This window comes from Bacillus sp. GbtcB14 (assembly GCF_019091205.1).
GTDB classification, from domain to species: domain Bacteria; phylum Bacillota; class Bacilli; order Bacillales; family Bacillaceae_G; genus Bacillus_A; species Bacillus_A cereus_AG.
This window is the reverse complement of sequence record NZ_JAGXJT010000002.1, coordinates 343,691-360,520: the sequence shown is the minus strand read 5'-3', so window position 1 is coordinate 360,520 and position 16,830 is coordinate 343,691. Positions and strand designations below refer to the sequence as shown.

The following is a 16,830-nucleotide window of genomic DNA, read 5'->3' as shown; positions in this document are numbered from 1 at the left end:
TACTTCATTAAAGGAGAGAGCAACTATGGAAAAATACCGTATGGATACAAGTAAAGGAATAGAGTTTGGATTATATTCAATTGGGGATCATGTTTTAAATCCACATAACGGAGAGAAAATTAGTGCAGAACAAAGAATTCATGAATTAATTAAAACAGCTAAGTTAGCGGATGAAGCTGGACTTGATGTATTTGCTGTCGGTGAAAGTCATCAAACACATTTTACAACGCAAGCTCATACAGTTATTTTAGGAGCTATTGCACAAGCTACGAAAAATATAAAAATTGCAAGTTCAGCAACGATAATAAGTACATCTGATCCGGTACGAGTGTATGAGGATTTTGCTACAATTGACTTGATTTCTAATGGACGTGCAGAAATCGTGGCTGGTCGTGGGTCTCGTATTGGGGGATATAGTTTACTTGGTTATGACGTGAATGATTATGAAGAATTATTTGAAGAGAAGATGGATCTTTTATTAAAAATTAATAAAGAGGAACATGTAACTTGGAATGGACAGTTCAGAGCACCACTTGCACATGCATCGGTTATTCCGAGAGCTAAAAATAATAACTTGCCAATTTGGCGTGCGGTTGGTGGTCCACCAGCTAGTGCGATTAAAGCAGGACGCGCAGGTGTGCCAATGATGATAACAACACTAGGTGGTCCAGCTATTAACTTTAAAGGGTCAGTAGATGCTTACCGTGAGGCTGCGGCGCAAAGTGGATTTAATCCAGCAAGTTTGCCAGTTGCAACAACGAGTTTATTTTATACAGCAAAAAATTCACAAGATGCATTTAGTGAATACTATCCTCATATTAATGCTGGTATGCTTACACTGCGCGGTGGTGGGTATCCGAAAGAGCAATTCACAAATGCAGTAGATTACCGTGACGCATTAATGGTTGGTAGCCCGCAACAAATTATTGAAAAAATGCTTTACCAATATGAATTATTTGGGCAACAACGTTTTATGGCACAAATTGATTTTGGTGGCGTACCACTTAATGAAATTGAGAAAAACATCGAATTAATTGCTACTGAAATTTTACCGGCTATTAGAAAACATACAGTAAAATAATTTGAAAAATACCGAGAGTCTAATCGATTCTCGGTATTTTTTTATGTATGAATTTGGTTTGAAAAAATGGCGAAAAAATGAATTTTTAGTCTAGAAAGAGGGAGGGGATTTTCTATTTTTGAATAACATTATTTTGTGTTTGAATTTTAGAAATATATTTTTCTCTTGACAAAAAACTAACTGATTTCTCCGTTGATTTAGAGGACATTTTTTCGCGCGAAAGTCAAGTGTATGAAGAGAAAAATGATTATTTTATTGATACGAAGGTAAGTCTTATATTAAAAAAATACATTTTATTAATGAAAAAAATTTAATTCAAAAAAATGACAAAAGACATATTTCAGACAAAATGATGTCAATAATACGTCAAAAATCAGCTGAATTTACTATGCAGGTATATTATACAATTCGATTAACGGATAAAACACTACTGAAATAGTGAAAAGGTAAATTTTATGAGAAAGTTCTTTTGTAATGATCTTGAAAACTGAAAATTTATATTTTCTAAAAGTACATAAACAAATTTATCTTTCTATATTTCTAAGATTTGAGTTGTTTTATTCTTACAACTCAATCGAAAATACGATATAAAAAATTATGAAGGAAGTGATTGTAGTATGGAAACGCTCGAATTGGCACGAATACAATTCGCATCAACAACGATTTTCCATTACTTTTTTGTTCCACTGTCTATTGGTTTAGCTTTTATCATTGCATTAATGCAAACGTTATATGTGGTAAAGGGACAAGAAATTTATAAGAAGATGACGAAGTTTTGGACACAAATATTCCTTGTAAACTTTGCGGTAGGTGTAGTAACGGGTATTCTACAAGAATTCCAGTTTGGTATGAACTGGTCAACCTATTCACGTTTCGTAGGTGATGTGTTTGGTCCATCACTTGCGATTGAAGGTTTATTAGCATTTTTTATTGAGTCTACATTCCTAGGTTTATGGGTATTCGGTGAGGATAAATTGCCGAAGCGCGTTCACCTTTTATGTATTTGGCTCCTTTCAATTGGAACAATGTTATCAGCATTTTGGATTTTAACTGCAAGTGCATTTATGCAATCGCCAGTAGGATATGAAATGGCAGCAGATGGACGTGCACAAATGAATGATTTCTTAGCAATTATTCAAAATCCACAATTATGGGTACAATTCCCGCATACAATTACAGCGGCGATTGCAACTGGTGCATTCTTTATTGCAGGTGTGAGTGCATGGAAAATAACGAAAGCTCAAGAAACTGAAGTGTTTAAAAAATCGTTCCGCATTTCTATCATTGTTGGAACACTTACAACTGCGCTAGTATTATTCTTCGGTCATGCGCAAGCACAACAATTAATTAAGACACATCCAATGAAAATGGCAGCAGCTGAAGCGTTATGGAATACGAGTGAAGATCCAGCGCCATTTACAGTATTTGCGAAAATTGATGCAGAGAAGCAAGAAAATTCGTTTGAAATTCAAATCCCTTATATGCTAAGTCTATTATCATATGATAAATTTAGTGGTCAAGTAGAAGGAATGAATCAAATTCAAAAACAATATGAAGAAAAATATGGGCCTGGAGATTATATACCGCCAGTACACACTATGTTCTGGAGTTTTAGAGCGATGGTAATCAGTGGAACATTTATGCTTCTTCTAGGAGCATACGGATGGTTCTTATCAAGAAAAGATCGTTTAGCTGAAAAAACTTGGTATTTAAAATTAATGGTGTATGCAATTGCACTACCGTTTATCGGTAATACAGTAGGATGGATTATGACTGAAATGGGACGTCAGCCTTGGGTAGTTTTCGGTGTTATGAAAACGGAAGATGCTGTATCTCCAAATGTTACGTTCGGAGAAGTATTATTCTCTTTAGTTTCATTCACATCACTATATTTAATTATAGGAGGAATTACTGTTTACTTATTCGTTCGTGTCATTAAAGGACATGAAAATAAGAAAACGAAACAGGATTCTCAAAGCCATGATCCATTTGATAAGGAGGAAGAGTATGTTATCTCTTAATGAGTTGTGGTTTATCATTATTGCAGTTTTATTCGTAGGCTTCTTTGTACTTGAAGGTTTCGATTTCGGTGTAGGTATAGTTTCAAGGTTTTTAGGGGAAAACGATTTAGAGAAAAGAATATATTTAAATACAATTGGTCCATTTTGGCACGCGAATGAAGTATGGCTTGTTTGTGCAGGTGGAGCAATGTTCGCAGCATTCCCGCACTGGTATGCAACTTTATTTAGCGGGTTTTACATTCCGTTTGTATTTATGCTTCTTGCTTTAATTATTAGAGGTGTTTCCTTTAAATTCCGTGCGAAAATAGATAATCATAAATGGAAAGGTTTTTGGGATTGGGGTATGTTTTTAGGAAGTTTGCTACCGCCGATCCTTTGGGGAGTTGCGATTGCTAACTTTATGGTAGGTATTCCAATTGATGAGACGAAAAATGCTGTAGGTGGATTCTTACATTTACTTCATCCATTTGCATTACTTGGAGGAGTTATGTTCCTTCTGTTATGTATTGTTCATGGCTTACAATTCCTTACTATACGTACAACAGGTAAGTTAAGAGAACGTGCACGTATTGCCGCGTTGAAAATTGCACCACTTGCAATTATAGCACTTCTTATTTTTGCCGGTGTAGGGTTATGGAAAACAGATATTTTCACTGGTCATGGTACAGAGTGGATTATGGTTCCGATTGGAGCTTTTGTAGCATTATGTGTGTCAACAGTATTAAATAAAAGAAGAAGAGATGGTTGGGCTTTCGTTATGACGAGTTTAACAATCATTTTACTAAGTGCGAGTGTGTTTGCCGGCATGTTCCCACGTGTCTTAATTAGCTCGTTAGGGTCAATATACGATTTAACAATTTATAATGCAGCATCAGGAGATTATGCACTAAAACTGATGACGTATTTTTCAATTGCTATATTGCCATTTGTTTTGGGAAGTCAAATATGGAGTTTCTATGTGTTTAGACAACCTGTTAAGTCAGATAAAGATTTGGAGTACTAATGAAAAGAAAAAGAGGACTTCCATCGTATCCTGGTAGCCGAGTTTTATATGTAGTGTTAACAATCATTAGCATTTTAGAAGCTTTAAGTATTATTGCACAAACAGTGTTTTTAGCACGGGCTATTACGTTTTTATTTCAAGGAGAAACTGTGCAATCTGTGTTAAATGAAACGATTTATTTTGGAATCGCGTTTGCAGTACGTCACATGCTAGTTCGAGTATCACAAATATTAGTGGAACGTTTCGCTGAAAAAACAGGATCGCTACTGCGAAAACAATTAATAGAGGCATATTTCACATTAGGTCCACGGTATGTTCAAACTGCTGGAACAGGTCATTTGGTTACCTTATCGATAGAAGGTATTGAGAAATTTAAAACATATATTGAATTAACAATTCCTAAAATGATTAGAAGTAGTATCGTACCGGGGCTAATTGTACTATATGTTTTTACGCAAGATATTGAATCTGGAATCATTTTAGTTGTAACGATTCCTATCGTAATAATATTTATGATCCTACTAGGATTAGCAGCGCAGAAAATGGCGGATAGCCAATATGAAACATATCGTGTTCTTTCTAATCACTTTGTAGATACGTTAAAAGGATTAGAAACATTAAAGTATTTAGGTAAAAGTAAACAGCACGAAGGAAAGATTGAAAAAGTAAGTAAAAGGTATAGAAAAGCAACGATGCGTACTTTGCGAGTTGCTTTTCTTTCTTCTTTTGCATTAGATTTCTTTACGAGTTTATCAATCGCATTTGTGGCAGTCGGATTAGGGATACGTTTAATAGATGGGACAATTGTACTATTGCCAGCCCTTACGATTTTAATATTAGCTCCGGAATATTTTCTGCCGATTAAACAAGTTGGAGCGAATTATCATGCTACGCTAGATGGACAACTTGCAATGGAGCAAATAGAAGAGATTTTACAGCAACAAAAAGAAATAGGAAAAAAAGAATCAAATGTAGATTTAATATGGAATTCCTCTAGTAACTTGAAATTACAAGATGTAAAAGTAAAGAGTGATGAATCTGAAAAAGCTATATTAGAGGGAATTGATTTTACTTGGAAAGGCACCGGCGCTATAGGTGTAATTGGTGAAAGTGGGGCAGGGAAATCGACGTTAATCGACGTATTAGCAGGGTTTTTAACTCCTTCGGGTGGAAAGATGATCGTAAATGGTGTGGAAATTAACGGGTCTACTCGTGAAGATTGGCAAAAGAATATTGCTTATATTCCGCAGCAACCTTATATTTTCCCGCTTTCATTAAAAGATAACATTTGTTTCTATGAGACAAATACAACTAATGAAGAAGTGGAAAGAGTGATTAATGAAGTTGGTCTTCGTTCGCTCGTTACATCGCTTCCGAATGGGATGTACGAAAGAATTGGAGAAGGTGGACGTATGCTTAGTGGCGGGCAAGAACAACGTGTCGCTATGGCGCGTGCACTTGTAAGTAAAAAGCCAATTATTTTATTAGACGAGCCTACAGCACATCTTGATATTGAAACTGAATTTGAAATAAAGCAAGCGATGTTACGTCTGTTTGAAGGTAAGCTAGTATTTCTTGCAACACATCGTCTTCACTGGATGAAACAGATGGATTATATTCTTATTTTAAATAAAGGGGAAATGATAGAAAGCGGAACGTATGAAGAACTTTTAAAGAATGAGGCATTACATTTTCACCGGAAAGAGAGGGGATAGAGATGAGTAACTGGATTAAACCTTATATACAACAAAATAAAGGTAGAATGACTTTAACTATTTTCCTTGGTCTTCTTGGAGTTAGTTCAGGTGCGATGTTACTTTTCATTTCAGGTTATTTAATCTCTAAATCTGCTCTTAGACCAGAAAATGTAATGGCTGTATATGTTCCTATCGTTGCAACACGTGCGTTTAGTATAGGACAAGCGGTATTTCATTATTTAGAGCGTTTAGTTGGACACGATGTCGTACTACGCATATTAGAAAAGATGAGAACAAAACTATACAGAATAGTAGAACCGCAGGCATTATTTTTCCGTTCACGATTTCAAACGGGCGATATGTTAGGTATATTATCCGAAGATATAGAGCATTTGCAAAACCTATATTTACGCACAATATTTCCTAGTTTATTAGCATTAGTTGTATATAGCATATTCGTACTTGTTATCGGTGCATTTGATATAGTATTTGCACTTATTGCAGCATGTATGTTGGCTATTATTGTCTTTCTGCTTCCGTTTGTATCATTACTTTTAATGAAGCGACATCATGTTACTTTAAAACAAGGAAGAAGCCGTTTGTACCAACAATTAACAGACGCTGTTTTTGGATTATCTGATTGGCAAGCAAGTGGTAGAAAAGATGAATTCATTGAAAAGTATGTAGAGCAAAATAATCAGTTGTTAAAAACGGAAAAAAGAATGAAACGCTGGAATCATATTCGGGACAGTATCATTCAATTAGTAGTGGGAATTGTGGTTATTTCAATGATTATATGGACTGGAAATGAGGCGGCAAGTGAACAGATTGCACCTACCGTTATTGCGGCTTTCGTCTTAATGACGTTATCAGTCACAAACGCGCTTATTCCTCTTTCAGATGCTATCGATCGAATTCCATCATATGTAGAATCTGCTCATCGTCTAAATAAAGTAGAAGGTAATGATGTTTTACAGGATGAAAAGGAATTACATGAGGATAAAGATTATGTTGCATCAAAACATATAGACATTGAATTAAATAATGTATCGTATCGTTACCCAGATAGTAATGACTTTGTATTGAAAGAAGTATCACTGCAAATAAAGGCAGGAAAGAAAATCGCCATTTTAGGAAGAAGTGGAACAGGAAAATCTACTTTGTTAAAATTGTTAGCAGGTGCGCTAAACCCGTTACATGGTGAAGTTTTATTGAATGGTGAACATGCTCATACGAATCTTTTATCAAAATATATTTCTGTATTGAATCAAAAGCCGCATTTATTCGATACGACAATTGGAAATAATGTGCGAATCGGTAAACCAGAGGCTACGGATGAAGAGATATGGACAGCTTTAGAGAAAGCACAATTAGCTTCGCATATAGCTTCTCTTCCAGATGGATTGCAAACAAAAATGCATGAAATGGGAAAAAGGTTTTCTGGTGGAGAAAGACAACGGGTTGCTTTTGCTAGAACGTTAATGCAAGAGGCTCCAATTATTGTACTGGATGAACCTACGATCGGCTTAGATCCAAAGACAGAATTATCTTTAATAGAAACGATGTTTTCTGCAACAGAAGAAAAGACTGTTATTTGGATTACGCACCATCTTGTAGGAATTGAGCATGTTGATGAAGTAATATTCCTTGATCGTGGTCAAATTGTGATGCAAGGTAGTCACGAACAACTTCTGAAAGAAAATGAAAAGTATCGTAAACTTTATGAGTTAGATAAAGGAATATAGTTTGAATAAGTAATAATTGTAAAAATAGCTATGCCTAATGGTGTAGCTATTTTTTTGTTAAGAAATATATATTATTCTTTTTAAGGTATAGATTTATCCCGCCATTTGCGGATGGTAAGCCCCTCTGATTAAATATTTGGCTCTACATTATTTTATAATAGTAATTATATGGATAATAAATAGCTAATCAATGGACTGTATTATTGAATGTTTATATATAGGAGTAAAAAGTAGGATATTTTATTTCAGACTTGCATAAAAGTTCTATATGGTTTTAGTCATGTGACTTTGTGTCGCGTACGTATATAAATATTATGCGAAAAGGTGGAGGAATAAGATGAGAAATCGTTTTGGAAAAAGTGAAGAGGCGATAGATCAAATTCCGTTGGTAAGTGTATTAATTCCTACTTATAATCGTCCATGCTACTTTGAACAAGCATTATGTAGTGTGTTAGAACAAACATATTCTAATATAGAAATCATCATTGGGGATGATAGTACGAATGACGAAACAGAAAAGGTTATACAAAAATATATGTGTAATCATTCAAATATTATTTATATAAAAAATAGGTCAACCCTTGGACAATTCGAAAATGCACTTATGTTATTTAACGAGTCAAACGGCGCGTATATTAACTTTTTAATGGATGATGATATGTTTCATGTAGATAAAATTGAAAAAATGATGAAATATTATGTTAATGATTTGAATAATGAAATTAAACTTGTGACATCCCATCGTCAAGTAATTGATGATAAAGGAAAAGAATTACGACATATTTATTCAACTATACGTCTATTTGAAAATGATACGATTTTAGACGGGACAGAATTAGGAAATAGGGTAATTGTAAATCAAAAGAATTATATAGGAGAACCTACGACGGTGTTATTTCGAAAGAGTGATTTGAAAGAAGCGTATGGTATGTTTGATAACAGGAGGTATTTATGCAACGTGGATATTGCCTCATGGTTATCTTTATTAAGTAAGGGAAAAGCAGTGTATATAGCGGAGACACTTAGTTACTTCCGATTACATTCAGGTCAACAGTTGAATGAATCCAATAAACTTATGGATGGATTAGAAGATTTTTCACATAGTATTATAATGGGAGAAAAGTATGGTTTTTTATCTACGGAAAAAGAATTATATAAAGCAATAACAAATTTTCTAGATTATGCAAGAAAATTTGTTCCACCATCAACATTATATACATTAGACTACTATCGAAAAATTAAGCTAAAGGAAATAAATATAGAAAAGAAAAAACAGTATAGAAATAACAACTCTCATTTACCGAAAGTTAGTATACTTATTCCTACCTCCAATAAACTTCATTACTTAGAATTAGCTCTAAAAAGTGCATTGAATCAAACATATGAAAATATTGAAATAATAATCTCTGACGAAAGTACGAACGGTGAAGTTCACGCGATGATTCAACCATATTTAAGTGAATATGAATGTATTACTTATGTTAAAAATGAAACTTCATTAGAAATTGAGAGCTTTAATAAATGTATAGAACTTGCAAATGGAAATTATATTAATTTTTTATTAGATGATGACTTATTTCATCCGGAAAAGATTAAAAAAATGATGAATTGTTTTTTTAGAATAGAAAATATTTCATTTGTGACGTCATATCGGGAACGAATCGATGAGAATGGAGAAGTATTGCCACCGTCAGCACTGAATATGAAAATCGCCAAAGAAACTACACTTTTTGAAGGGGAAGAATTAGGGAATTATATGTTGAAAAGTTTAAAAAATGTAGTTGGGGGGCCTACAACAGTTCTGTTTAATCGGAAGTTTTTTGGAGGGGATTTTGGTTGTTTTAAGGGGAAGGCTTATTCTGCTATTCATGATATTGCCACATGGCTAGATATGATGAAGAAAGGAAAAGTAGTTTATATAGAGGAACCTCTTAGTTATTTTAGACAATATGGTGGGCAAAATCAAAGTGAAATGCAATGTAAGTTAAGAGCAATGGAAGAATGGATGGAATTAATAATAGATGCGTATAATAGTGGGTTTTTAAATTGTGAGCAAGATTATAAAGAGTGCTTAATTCATTGTCTGGAAAATACAGCGTTCCTAATGAAGGATGCAGTAAAAAATGGACAATTAAATCAAATTTATAATGAAAAGATAGATAAAGGACTAAATAAGCTAGTTAATCGTATATTTGAGAAAGATGTATGTTATTGTCAATTTTGCAATCAACAATTTGAAAAATTTTCTCCTTGGCCAGCACATTACGATTTTCCGAAATATAAATTTGAAATGTGGAATAAAGATACGGGGATTTGTCCGGTATGTGATTCGATGGATCGTGAAAGGTTATATCGTGAATATATTGAAATGGAAACAAATTTATTAGGTGAAAATGCTACTATGCTTCATATTGCACCAGAAGAGAAATTAAGAGGCTGGCTTGGGCAATATAAAAACATTACATATGTATGTGGAGATATTGAACCGAATGATCCATTAATGCAGGAAATTGATGTTACTACAATTCCATATGAAAATGATACATTTGATGTGATTTTATGTGGTCATGTATTACAGCACGTTCAAGATGATGAAAAAGCGATGAGAGAGTTATATAGAGTATTAAAGACAAATGGATGGGGAATTATTCAAGCGCCAATCGTAATGAATGTAGATAGTATTATAGAGAATGAATTAATTGTAACGCCAAAATTGAGAAGATTAGCTTTTGGTCATGAAGAACATGTAAGAATTTATAATCGATTAGGATTTATACACCGATTAATGAATGTAGGATTTAAGGTGGAATTGTATAACATAGCTGAAAAACAAGGAATGAGAAGTGCTAGGAAATTTGGTTTATCTGAAACTGATGTACTCTATATTGTCCAGAAATGAAGAATTGAGGGGAATTGAAATAATTCGCATAATACGGATTATGGACAGTTAAATCAAAGTTTTGAAGAAGCATTAAACCTTTTAAAAAAAATTAATGCTTCTTATTTTAATTATAGAGCGATGTGCAACTTATTTTTTGGTTTTAAATTTAGCTGACAAAGGCAATACTGAGCCATAGTGAATGTAAAGTTGGAGGGCGAGTGTATATGTTTGAAGAGGATGGAATTGTTTTAATTATGGAGCCTGCTGATGAAAGAAACTTGAGGAGATTTATTTTTTCAGTGCCAAAGTCAGTGTATGAAAAGAAGGGGCTTACATTACACTATGGAGCAGCTATAGGACAAGGATATATGGATATAATTGAAGATATTATTAGCGTACATATAGAAATAGATGTTGTAACGATAATAGGGCATGTGAGTGGTTAAATAGCTATTTGAAAAAGGTTGTAGGTGATTTAGCTAGAAGTTATGATAAAGAAGATTACAGACAAGTATAATGACGAAGGGAGTTTAAAATGAAAATCAAATCAATTTTATTAGTATGTATAGTTTCAATTGGTTTAATGGGATGTTCACTAGTTGAACAAGGAAAGAATTCCATAGATTATGCTCAAAAAGCGACAGACTATGTAAATGAAATAAGTGCATTTGCAAATGATGCGCCAGCATTAGCTGAAAAGGCCGTTAATGATAGCGAAGCTCGAAACGAATTAGAAACGAAGCTTAGTGAAATTAAACAAGATATACCCGCATTCAATGAATTAACGCCACCGGATGTAGCGAAGGATCTTCATCAGCAAATCGTCGGATATAATGAAAAGTTAAATACATTAATTGATACGGCGATGACAAAGATAGAAGAAGGGAAAGTGGATGTAGAGCAATTTAAAAACTCTGAGCTTATGCAGACGGTAGATCAAGTTCGTGAATTGAAAGACAAGGTCCAAAATTTAGGACAATAATAAAAAAGCTCCGTTTGTGATGAACGGAGCTTTTTTATGTTTTCTAATGGAAAGTTTATAATATTTTCTTCCTATAATATAGGCGTTTTTTTATATCTTCCATTTTTCTAAAATATGTATTGTTTTATTGGTTACATCCATGTTCACTTGAACACCTATAGGCATAGTGATCATTGGATGGGTATGACAACAATCAAAGTCAGCTAGTAAAGGAATTCTTTGATTTTGCAATACTTCTAATAATATTTCGTAAGGTTTGCGATTTGTACCACAATCATCAAATTGCTCATGTTTTCCAAGAATAATACCTGAAACTTTTTCAAATACACCGTTGACCTTAAGTAATGAAAAGCTCCTTTCAATAGTAGCTGCATCTTTTGAGCTATCCTCAATAAATAGAATATCTCCTTCTTGAATGCTTGGCATATAAGAGCTACCCCAAATTCCTTGCATTGTATTTAAGTTTCCGCCAATAATACGTCCAGTAGCTTGTCCATTTGTTACAGAAATCCAATTATTTGGTCTAAGTTCTTTTTCTCTCGTTTTCTCTTCCCAATTAATAAATTCATCTGACCAAAATAAAGGTTGTTTTATGTTGTAAGGAAGCACTTGATCATGTAGTAATATCTCTGCAAAATATTTGTATGTATAATCTACAAAAGGCTCAAATTCTCCAAAGGAGGGAACGAGTGCCGGACCGTAAAATGTAGGGATTCCTGTTTTTGCATAAATCCCTAGTAATAAAGCTGTTGCGTCTGAATAGCCAATCATTATTTTAGGGTTGTTTTGAAAAGCATCATAATCAATATAGGGTAATAATGAATTAGAATTCATACCGCCAATTGTTGACATAATACAAGTTACATTAGGATTTCTTATTAAAGCATTCAGTTCCTCAGCACGCTCTTGTATACTGCCAGAACGATAATAATCATATCGCCCTGTTAGTGAACCTTCTAATATGTGAAATCCTTTCTGTTGTAAGTAAGATTTCGCTCGTTCAAATCTTTTTGGAGAAGTGTAGGTTGCTGGTGAAGAGGGTGAATAGATACCGATTGTGTCTCCGTATTTTAAAGGTTTTGGAAGTAACATTGTAAGAATCCTTTCTATTAAATAGTCAATTTACGATGATTTATCAATCAATATTCTTATATTTCGATATTTTCAGTGTATCATAAATGTATTAGATGAATAAATATGCTTTTTACCTTGACGATATAAAGTAATTATTGTTATGGTTAAATGTGAGTGTATAAAAGGTTTGCTAAAGGAGTTTTGAAATGAAGCGGTTAAAATGGGGAAGGCTGACGATCCTAGTAGTCATTATTTTAGGGATATGTTGGTTCTTATTCCAAGGAACTCAAAAGAGTGCAACAAAGGTAGAGGGACAACCTTTACAAGTGGCAGAACTACCTAAAACAGGATTAACTGAAAAAGTAGTGCCACCAAAGTACATACCACCGGAAATTGATGCAAAAGCAGCTATGATTATCGATGCGAGTAATGGAGATATTATTTATCAACATAATGAAAATGAAGCCTTTGCGCCAGCAAGTATGTCTAAGATGATGACAGCATATCTTCTATTAGAAAATGTACATAATGGGAAAGTTCGCTGGGAAGATCCGGTGAAAATGAGTGCGAAAGCGGCACAAACAGAGGGTGCGAGAATCCCAGTCCAAGTTAATGACGTATTGACTGTTAAAGACTTGTACCATGCATTAATGATTGAATCAGCAAATAATTCGGCTGTAGCTTTAGCAGAACATATGGCAAAAACGGAGAAAGATTTCGTTCAGCTTATGAATGCAAAAGCGAAGCAGTTAAAAATGTCGGAGTATGCTAAATTCGCAAATGCATCAGGACTACAAGAACCTGATGGAAGTGAGACGAAGATGACAGCTGCTGATGTAGCAAACTTGGCGTATCATCTTATAAAAGATTATCCAGAAATATTAGAAGTGACTCATTTACGTCAAAGTCAGTTAGCATTTAATAATATTAATGTTATAAGTACAAATGATATGTTAAACAAAAATAATAAAGCTTTATATATAGAAGGAATAGACGGATTAAAGACAGGATTCACAGATAGCGCAGGGTATTGTTTTACGGGTACAGCAAAACAAGGCGATACTCGTATTATTACAGTTGTAATGGGTACGAAAGGTAAAACGAAGCGTTTTACAGAGACAAATAAGCTAATGTCTTATGCATTTGGCTTAGTTAATTAAGTGAAATACTGAGTTAGATCATCATATAAGAAAGGCAGTTTGTTGTTACTTATTATAGGTAACAATAAATTGTCTTTTTATTTTTAGCATTAGGAAATAAAAAGGTAAAAAATGTGAGTGTTATTATTTGAGTTTAGTATTGTTTGTTGATAGTATAAAGTTAGAGACTTATTAATGATAAGTTTCGAGAGGCGAACATGATGTATACATATGAAAAAGCCTCAAATGAAAATTGGAGGGAATTAAGATGGCAAAAGATTTTTACTCAGCAATTGAAGACCGAAGATCTATTTATGCGATTAGTAAAGAGCAAGTAGTTTCTGATGAGAAAATTCAAGAAGTGATTTATCATGCCGTAAAACATACACCTTCAGCTTTTAACTCTCAGAGCGCTCGCGTTGTCGTTTTGCTAGGAGAACAACATGATAAGTTATGGGATATTACGAAAGAAACGTTACGAAAAATTGTACCTGAAAATAACTTTGCATCTACTGAAGAAAAAATGAATGCATTTAAAAGTGGTTATGGAACGGTTTTATATTTTGAAGATAGTCAAGTGGTGGAAGAACTGCAAGAAAACTTTGCATTATATAAAGAGAATTTTCCAATTTGGTCTCAGCAATCTTCAGGAATGTTACAATTTGCAATTTGGACAGCTTTAGAAATTGAAGGATTTGGTGCTACATTGCAGCATTACAATCCATTAATTGATGAAGAAGTGAGAAAAGAATGGGAGATTCCAGAAAGCTGGAATCTCACTGCGCAAATGCCGTTTGGTAAACCGGTGGTAACTGCAGGTGAAAAAGAATACCAACCTTTAGAAAACCGTGTGAAAATTTATAAATAATGTAGGAACGATAAAGTGAAACTTTAATCAGTGGGGGAGTTGTTCATCCCCCCACTGATTATTAGCCTTCACCAATCGGGCTTTTACGTGCAGTTAATGCGGGATAAAAGGTGAACAGAAAAATAATCTGTTCACCTTTTATAAATAGTAAGGGTTTTTTTGATAGGAATTTTTCATCTGATTTTTTAATTCGTTTTTACGTATTTCAATAGTTGATATTTTTTGTAAGGTAATAATTGAAACGAATTGAAAAAAAGTATAGTACAGTTCTATATTTTTATTTATAGGATCATCTATTATGTTTTTCATAAATATACCTCCTTCTTTAATCCCTATATTTGCAGGCAATAAGACTTCCATCTCAAAATTCAATGCTACGTGGAGAATATCAACCTGTAAAAGTTCGATTGGTTTCCGGGTAGGGTGAATCATACTTGTATGGAGTAAGATACCACTATATATATGATAATATATATATCCTAAAAATTCCATATACAGTGAAAAATAGTTAGTGGAATGTACATTTTCGTCAAATTAGAACAGAATTTTTGAAGTTAAATCTTACAAATCGTCAAATCTTTTAAAAACGATAGATAGTATTTAAAAAAAGTTTTCTGAAAATATTATACTGTTGATAAAAAAAGCATTTTTTGTCATGATTAGAGTATGCTTTTATGGAAGGAACTTTACTAGGAACTACATTCTTTGCATTGTATTAGATTAATAGAGTTTTTCAAATTGGATAGAAAAAGAAAAATATATATTAAAATAATGAATGACATGTCGAATTTTCAATGAAATACATAAGGAATTTGAAAAAATCATTGCAAAAGCATTGCGTTTAATGGTAAAGTTCACATGAAGTTCACACGGAATTCACTTCATTCATTTAAAATGAACTCTGTGTGAAAAATAAAACTCTTGTTAAAAAATGGAACTTAATGAATATTTTACTTTGATAATATTGTAAAGTATTAAGTTTATAAGTTTTTTAAAGAGGATAGTAGGGAAAGGAAGTAAAGACAACTTATGAAAAAAGTAATTGCAGGTTTAGCAGCAGCTTCAGTAGTGGGTGTTGCAGTTCCAGGTATGGATTCTGCTCAGGCACAAGTTTCAAATGAGGCGCTAAAAGAAATTAATGGACAAAATCAAACTCAAAATCAAACGACTGTAACTGAAACAAAAACTGTAGAAACAAAATCTGACTTAAAATACACAGTAACTGCTGATGTATTAAATGTTCGTTCAGGTGCTGGTACAGGACATAACGTGATTTCTAAAGTGAAATCAGGTCAAGTACTACAAGTAATTGGACAAGAAAATGGCTGGTTCAAAGTAACTGTAAACGGTCAAACTGGTTATGTAAGTGGTGACTTCGTAACGACTGGTGGTAAAACAGGAACTACTGTTCAACAAGGAACTGGTACTTACACAGTAAACGTTTCTTCACTTAACGTACGTACAGGCCCAAGTACATCTCATACAGTATTAGGTTCTGTAAATAAAGGCAAAACAGTACAAGTTGTTGGTGAAGTACAAGATTGGTTTAAAATCAACTTCAATGGTGGAACTGGATACGTAAGCAAAGACTTCGTAACAAAAGGTGGTTCTGCTGTATCTAACCAAACACAACAACCAACTACAAACAACAACACTACTACAGTTCAAACTGGTGGTTCTTATGTTGTTAACACTGGTGCTTTAAAAGTACGTACAGGCCCAGCTACATACAACGCTGTAATCGGTGGCGTAACAAATGGTAAAGTATTAAACGTTACTGGCGCTGAAAATGGCTGGTACAAAATTAACCATAACGGCCGCACAGGTTACGTAAGTGCAGACTTCGTTAAGTTTGTAAAAGGCGGAGTAAACAACGTTACAAATAACAATAACGTTACAAATAACGTTCAACAACCAGGTAAAGACGTACAAAAACCATCAACAGGTGGAGATACATCTTCAATCGCTGGATTCGCTAGATCTTTAAATGGTTCACCATACAAAACTGCTGGTATAACACCTGCTGGTTTTGACTGCAGTGGGTTCATTCACTACGTATTAAATCAAACTGGTCATAAAGGTGCTCGTCAAACAGTTGCTGGATACTGGGGCTCTAAAACAAAAACTAGCAATCCACAACCAGGTGATTTAGTATACTTCCAAAATACTTATAAATCAGGTCCTTCTCACATGGGCGTTTACTTAGGAAACGGACAGTTCATTAGTGCAGAAACTGATGCAACTGGTGTACGTATTAGTTCAGTAAGCAACTCTTACTGGAGCAAGCACATGTTAGGTTACACAAAAGCATACTAAGAAAAAGTAGTTTATATACTTTT

At 33.8% G+C, this 16,830-nt stretch carries 13 protein-coding genes; 11 read left to right on the top strand and 2 right to left on the bottom strand.

What is annotated here, in order from left to right:
- Window positions 1–25 precede the first annotated feature (25 nt).
- The 8 genes from KVT31_RS06805 (at window position 26) to KVT31_RS06770 (ending at window position 11,410) form a co-directional block, all read left to right on the top strand.
- Entirely contained in the window at window positions 26–1,081 is a 1,056-nt protein-coding gene (locus KVT31_RS06805; protein ID WP_088096052.1) for an LLM class flavin-dependent oxidoreductase, read from the top strand.
- Between the two features lie 617 nt (window positions 1,082–1,698).
- Window positions 1,699–3,102: a cytochrome ubiquinol oxidase subunit I gene (gene cydA / locus KVT31_RS06800; protein ID WP_088096053.1), complete on the top strand. Its 1,404-nt coding sequence runs from the start codon at window positions 1,699–1,701 to the stop codon at window positions 3,100–3,102.
- On the top strand, window positions 3,089–4,105 hold the full coding sequence (cydB, locus tag KVT31_RS06795) for a cytochrome d ubiquinol oxidase subunit II (RefSeq protein WP_088096054.1): 1,017 nt from the start codon (window positions 3,089–3,091) through the stop codon (window positions 4,103–4,105). The genes cydA and cydB overlap by 14 nt, the downstream gene beginning before the upstream one ends.
- Window positions 4,105–5,820: a thiol reductant ABC exporter subunit CydD gene (cydD, locus tag KVT31_RS06790; protein WP_088096055.1), complete on the top strand. Its 1,716-nt coding sequence runs from the start codon at window positions 4,105–4,107 to the stop codon at window positions 5,818–5,820. The genes cydB and cydD overlap by 1 nt, the downstream gene beginning before the upstream one ends.
- A 2-nt stretch (window positions 5,821–5,822) precedes the next feature.
- Window positions 5,823–7,547 (top strand): thiol reductant ABC exporter subunit CydC, encoded by a 1,725-nt coding sequence (cydC, locus tag KVT31_RS06785; RefSeq protein WP_088096056.1) that lies wholly within the window; start codon window positions 5,823–5,825, stop codon window positions 7,545–7,547.
- 337 nt (window positions 7,548–7,884) lie between these two features.
- Complete coding sequence (locus KVT31_RS06780; RefSeq protein ID WP_088096057.1) at window positions 7,885–10,446, top strand: glycosyltransferase; 2,562 nt, start codon at window positions 7,885–7,887, stop codon at window positions 10,444–10,446.
- 206 nt (window positions 10,447–10,652) lie between these two features.
- Window positions 10,653–10,874, top strand: a complete 222-nt coding sequence (locus KVT31_RS06775; RefSeq protein ID WP_000461288.1) for a hypothetical protein — start codon at window positions 10,653–10,655, stop codon at window positions 10,872–10,874.
- A gap of 89 nt (window positions 10,875–10,963) precedes the next feature.
- A complete protein-coding gene (locus tag KVT31_RS06770; protein WP_088096058.1) occupies window positions 10,964–11,410 on the top strand; it encodes a DUF6376 family protein in 447 nt (148 codons plus the stop codon).
- A gap of 90 nt (window positions 11,411–11,500) precedes the next feature.
- Here the strand turns inward: KVT31_RS06770 and KVT31_RS06765 are convergent, their stop codons facing one another.
- On the bottom strand, window positions 11,501–12,502 hold the full coding sequence (locus KVT31_RS06765; RefSeq protein WP_088096059.1) for a S66 family peptidase: 1,002 nt from the start codon (window positions 12,500–12,502) through the stop codon (window positions 11,501–11,503).
- Window positions 12,503–12,690: 188 nt separating this feature from the next.
- On the opposite strand from KVT31_RS06765, the gene KVT31_RS06760 reads away from it, so the two are divergent.
- Both KVT31_RS06760 and KVT31_RS06755 read left to right on the top strand, forming a co-directional pair.
- Entirely contained in the window at window positions 12,691–13,644 is a 954-nt protein-coding gene (locus KVT31_RS06760) for a D-alanyl-D-alanine carboxypeptidase family protein (RefSeq protein WP_088096060.1), read from the top strand.
- A gap of 247 nt (window positions 13,645–13,891) precedes the next feature.
- The gene (locus KVT31_RS06755; protein ID WP_088096061.1) at window positions 13,892–14,491 is read left to right on the top strand and encodes a nitroreductase family protein; all 600 of its coding nucleotides are present in this window, start codon (window positions 13,892–13,894) and stop codon (window positions 14,489–14,491) included.
- Between the two features lie 138 nt (window positions 14,492–14,629).
- Here KVT31_RS06755 and KVT31_RS06750 read toward each other — a convergent pair whose 3' ends face one another.
- Window positions 14,630–14,800 carry a DNA mismatch repair protein MutT gene (locus tag KVT31_RS06750; protein ID WP_140392424.1) on the bottom strand — a complete coding sequence of 57 codons (171 nt, stop codon included), beginning with the start codon at window positions 14,798–14,800 and terminating at the stop codon, window positions 14,630–14,632.
- 720 nt (window positions 14,801–15,520) lie between these two features.
- On the opposite strand from KVT31_RS06750, the gene entFM reads away from it, so the two are divergent.
- On the top strand, window positions 15,521–16,807 hold the full coding sequence (entFM, locus tag KVT31_RS06745) for an enterotoxin EntFM (RefSeq protein ID WP_088096062.1): 1,287 nt from the start codon (window positions 15,521–15,523) through the stop codon (window positions 16,805–16,807).
- Window positions 16,808–16,830 lie beyond the last annotated feature (23 nt).

Bases quoted from the DNA above. Each gene is read 5' to 3' on its own strand.
- KVT31_RS06805 (WP_088096052.1), top strand. From the start codon at position 26: ATGGAAAAATACCGTATGGATACAAGTAAAGGAATAGAGTTTGGATTA.
- cydA (WP_088096053.1), top strand. From the start codon at position 1,699: ATGGAAACGCTCGAATTGGCACGAATACAATTCGCATCAACAACGATT.
- cydB (WP_088096054.1), top strand. From the start codon at position 3,089: ATGTTATCTCTTAATGAGTTGTGGTTTATCATTATTGCAGTTTTATTC.
- cydD (WP_088096055.1), top strand. From the start codon at position 4,105: ATGAAAAGAAAAAGAGGACTTCCATCGTATCCTGGTAGCCGAGTTTTA.
- cydC (WP_088096056.1), top strand. From the start codon at position 5,823: ATGAGTAACTGGATTAAACCTTATATACAACAAAATAAAGGTAGAATG.
- KVT31_RS06780 (WP_088096057.1), top strand. From the start codon at position 7,885: ATGAGAAATCGTTTTGGAAAAAGTGAAGAGGCGATAGATCAAATTCCG.
- KVT31_RS06775 (WP_000461288.1), top strand. From the start codon at position 10,653: ATGTTTGAAGAGGATGGAATTGTTTTAATTATGGAGCCTGCTGATGAA.
- KVT31_RS06770 (WP_088096058.1), top strand. From the start codon at position 10,964: ATGAAAATCAAATCAATTTTATTAGTATGTATAGTTTCAATTGGTTTA.
- KVT31_RS06765 (WP_088096059.1), bottom strand. From the start codon at position 12,502: ATGTTACTTCCAAAACCTTTAAAATACGGAGACACAATCGGTATCTAT.
- KVT31_RS06760 (WP_088096060.1), top strand. From the start codon at position 12,691: ATGAAGCGGTTAAAATGGGGAAGGCTGACGATCCTAGTAGTCATTATT.
- KVT31_RS06755 (WP_088096061.1), top strand. From the start codon at position 13,892: ATGGCAAAAGATTTTTACTCAGCAATTGAAGACCGAAGATCTATTTAT.
- KVT31_RS06750 (WP_140392424.1), bottom strand. From the start codon at position 14,800: ATGAAAAACATAATAGATGATCCTATAAATAAAAATATAGAACTGTAC.
- entFM (WP_088096062.1), top strand. From the start codon at position 15,521: ATGAAAAAAGTAATTGCAGGTTTAGCAGCAGCTTCAGTAGTGGGTGTT.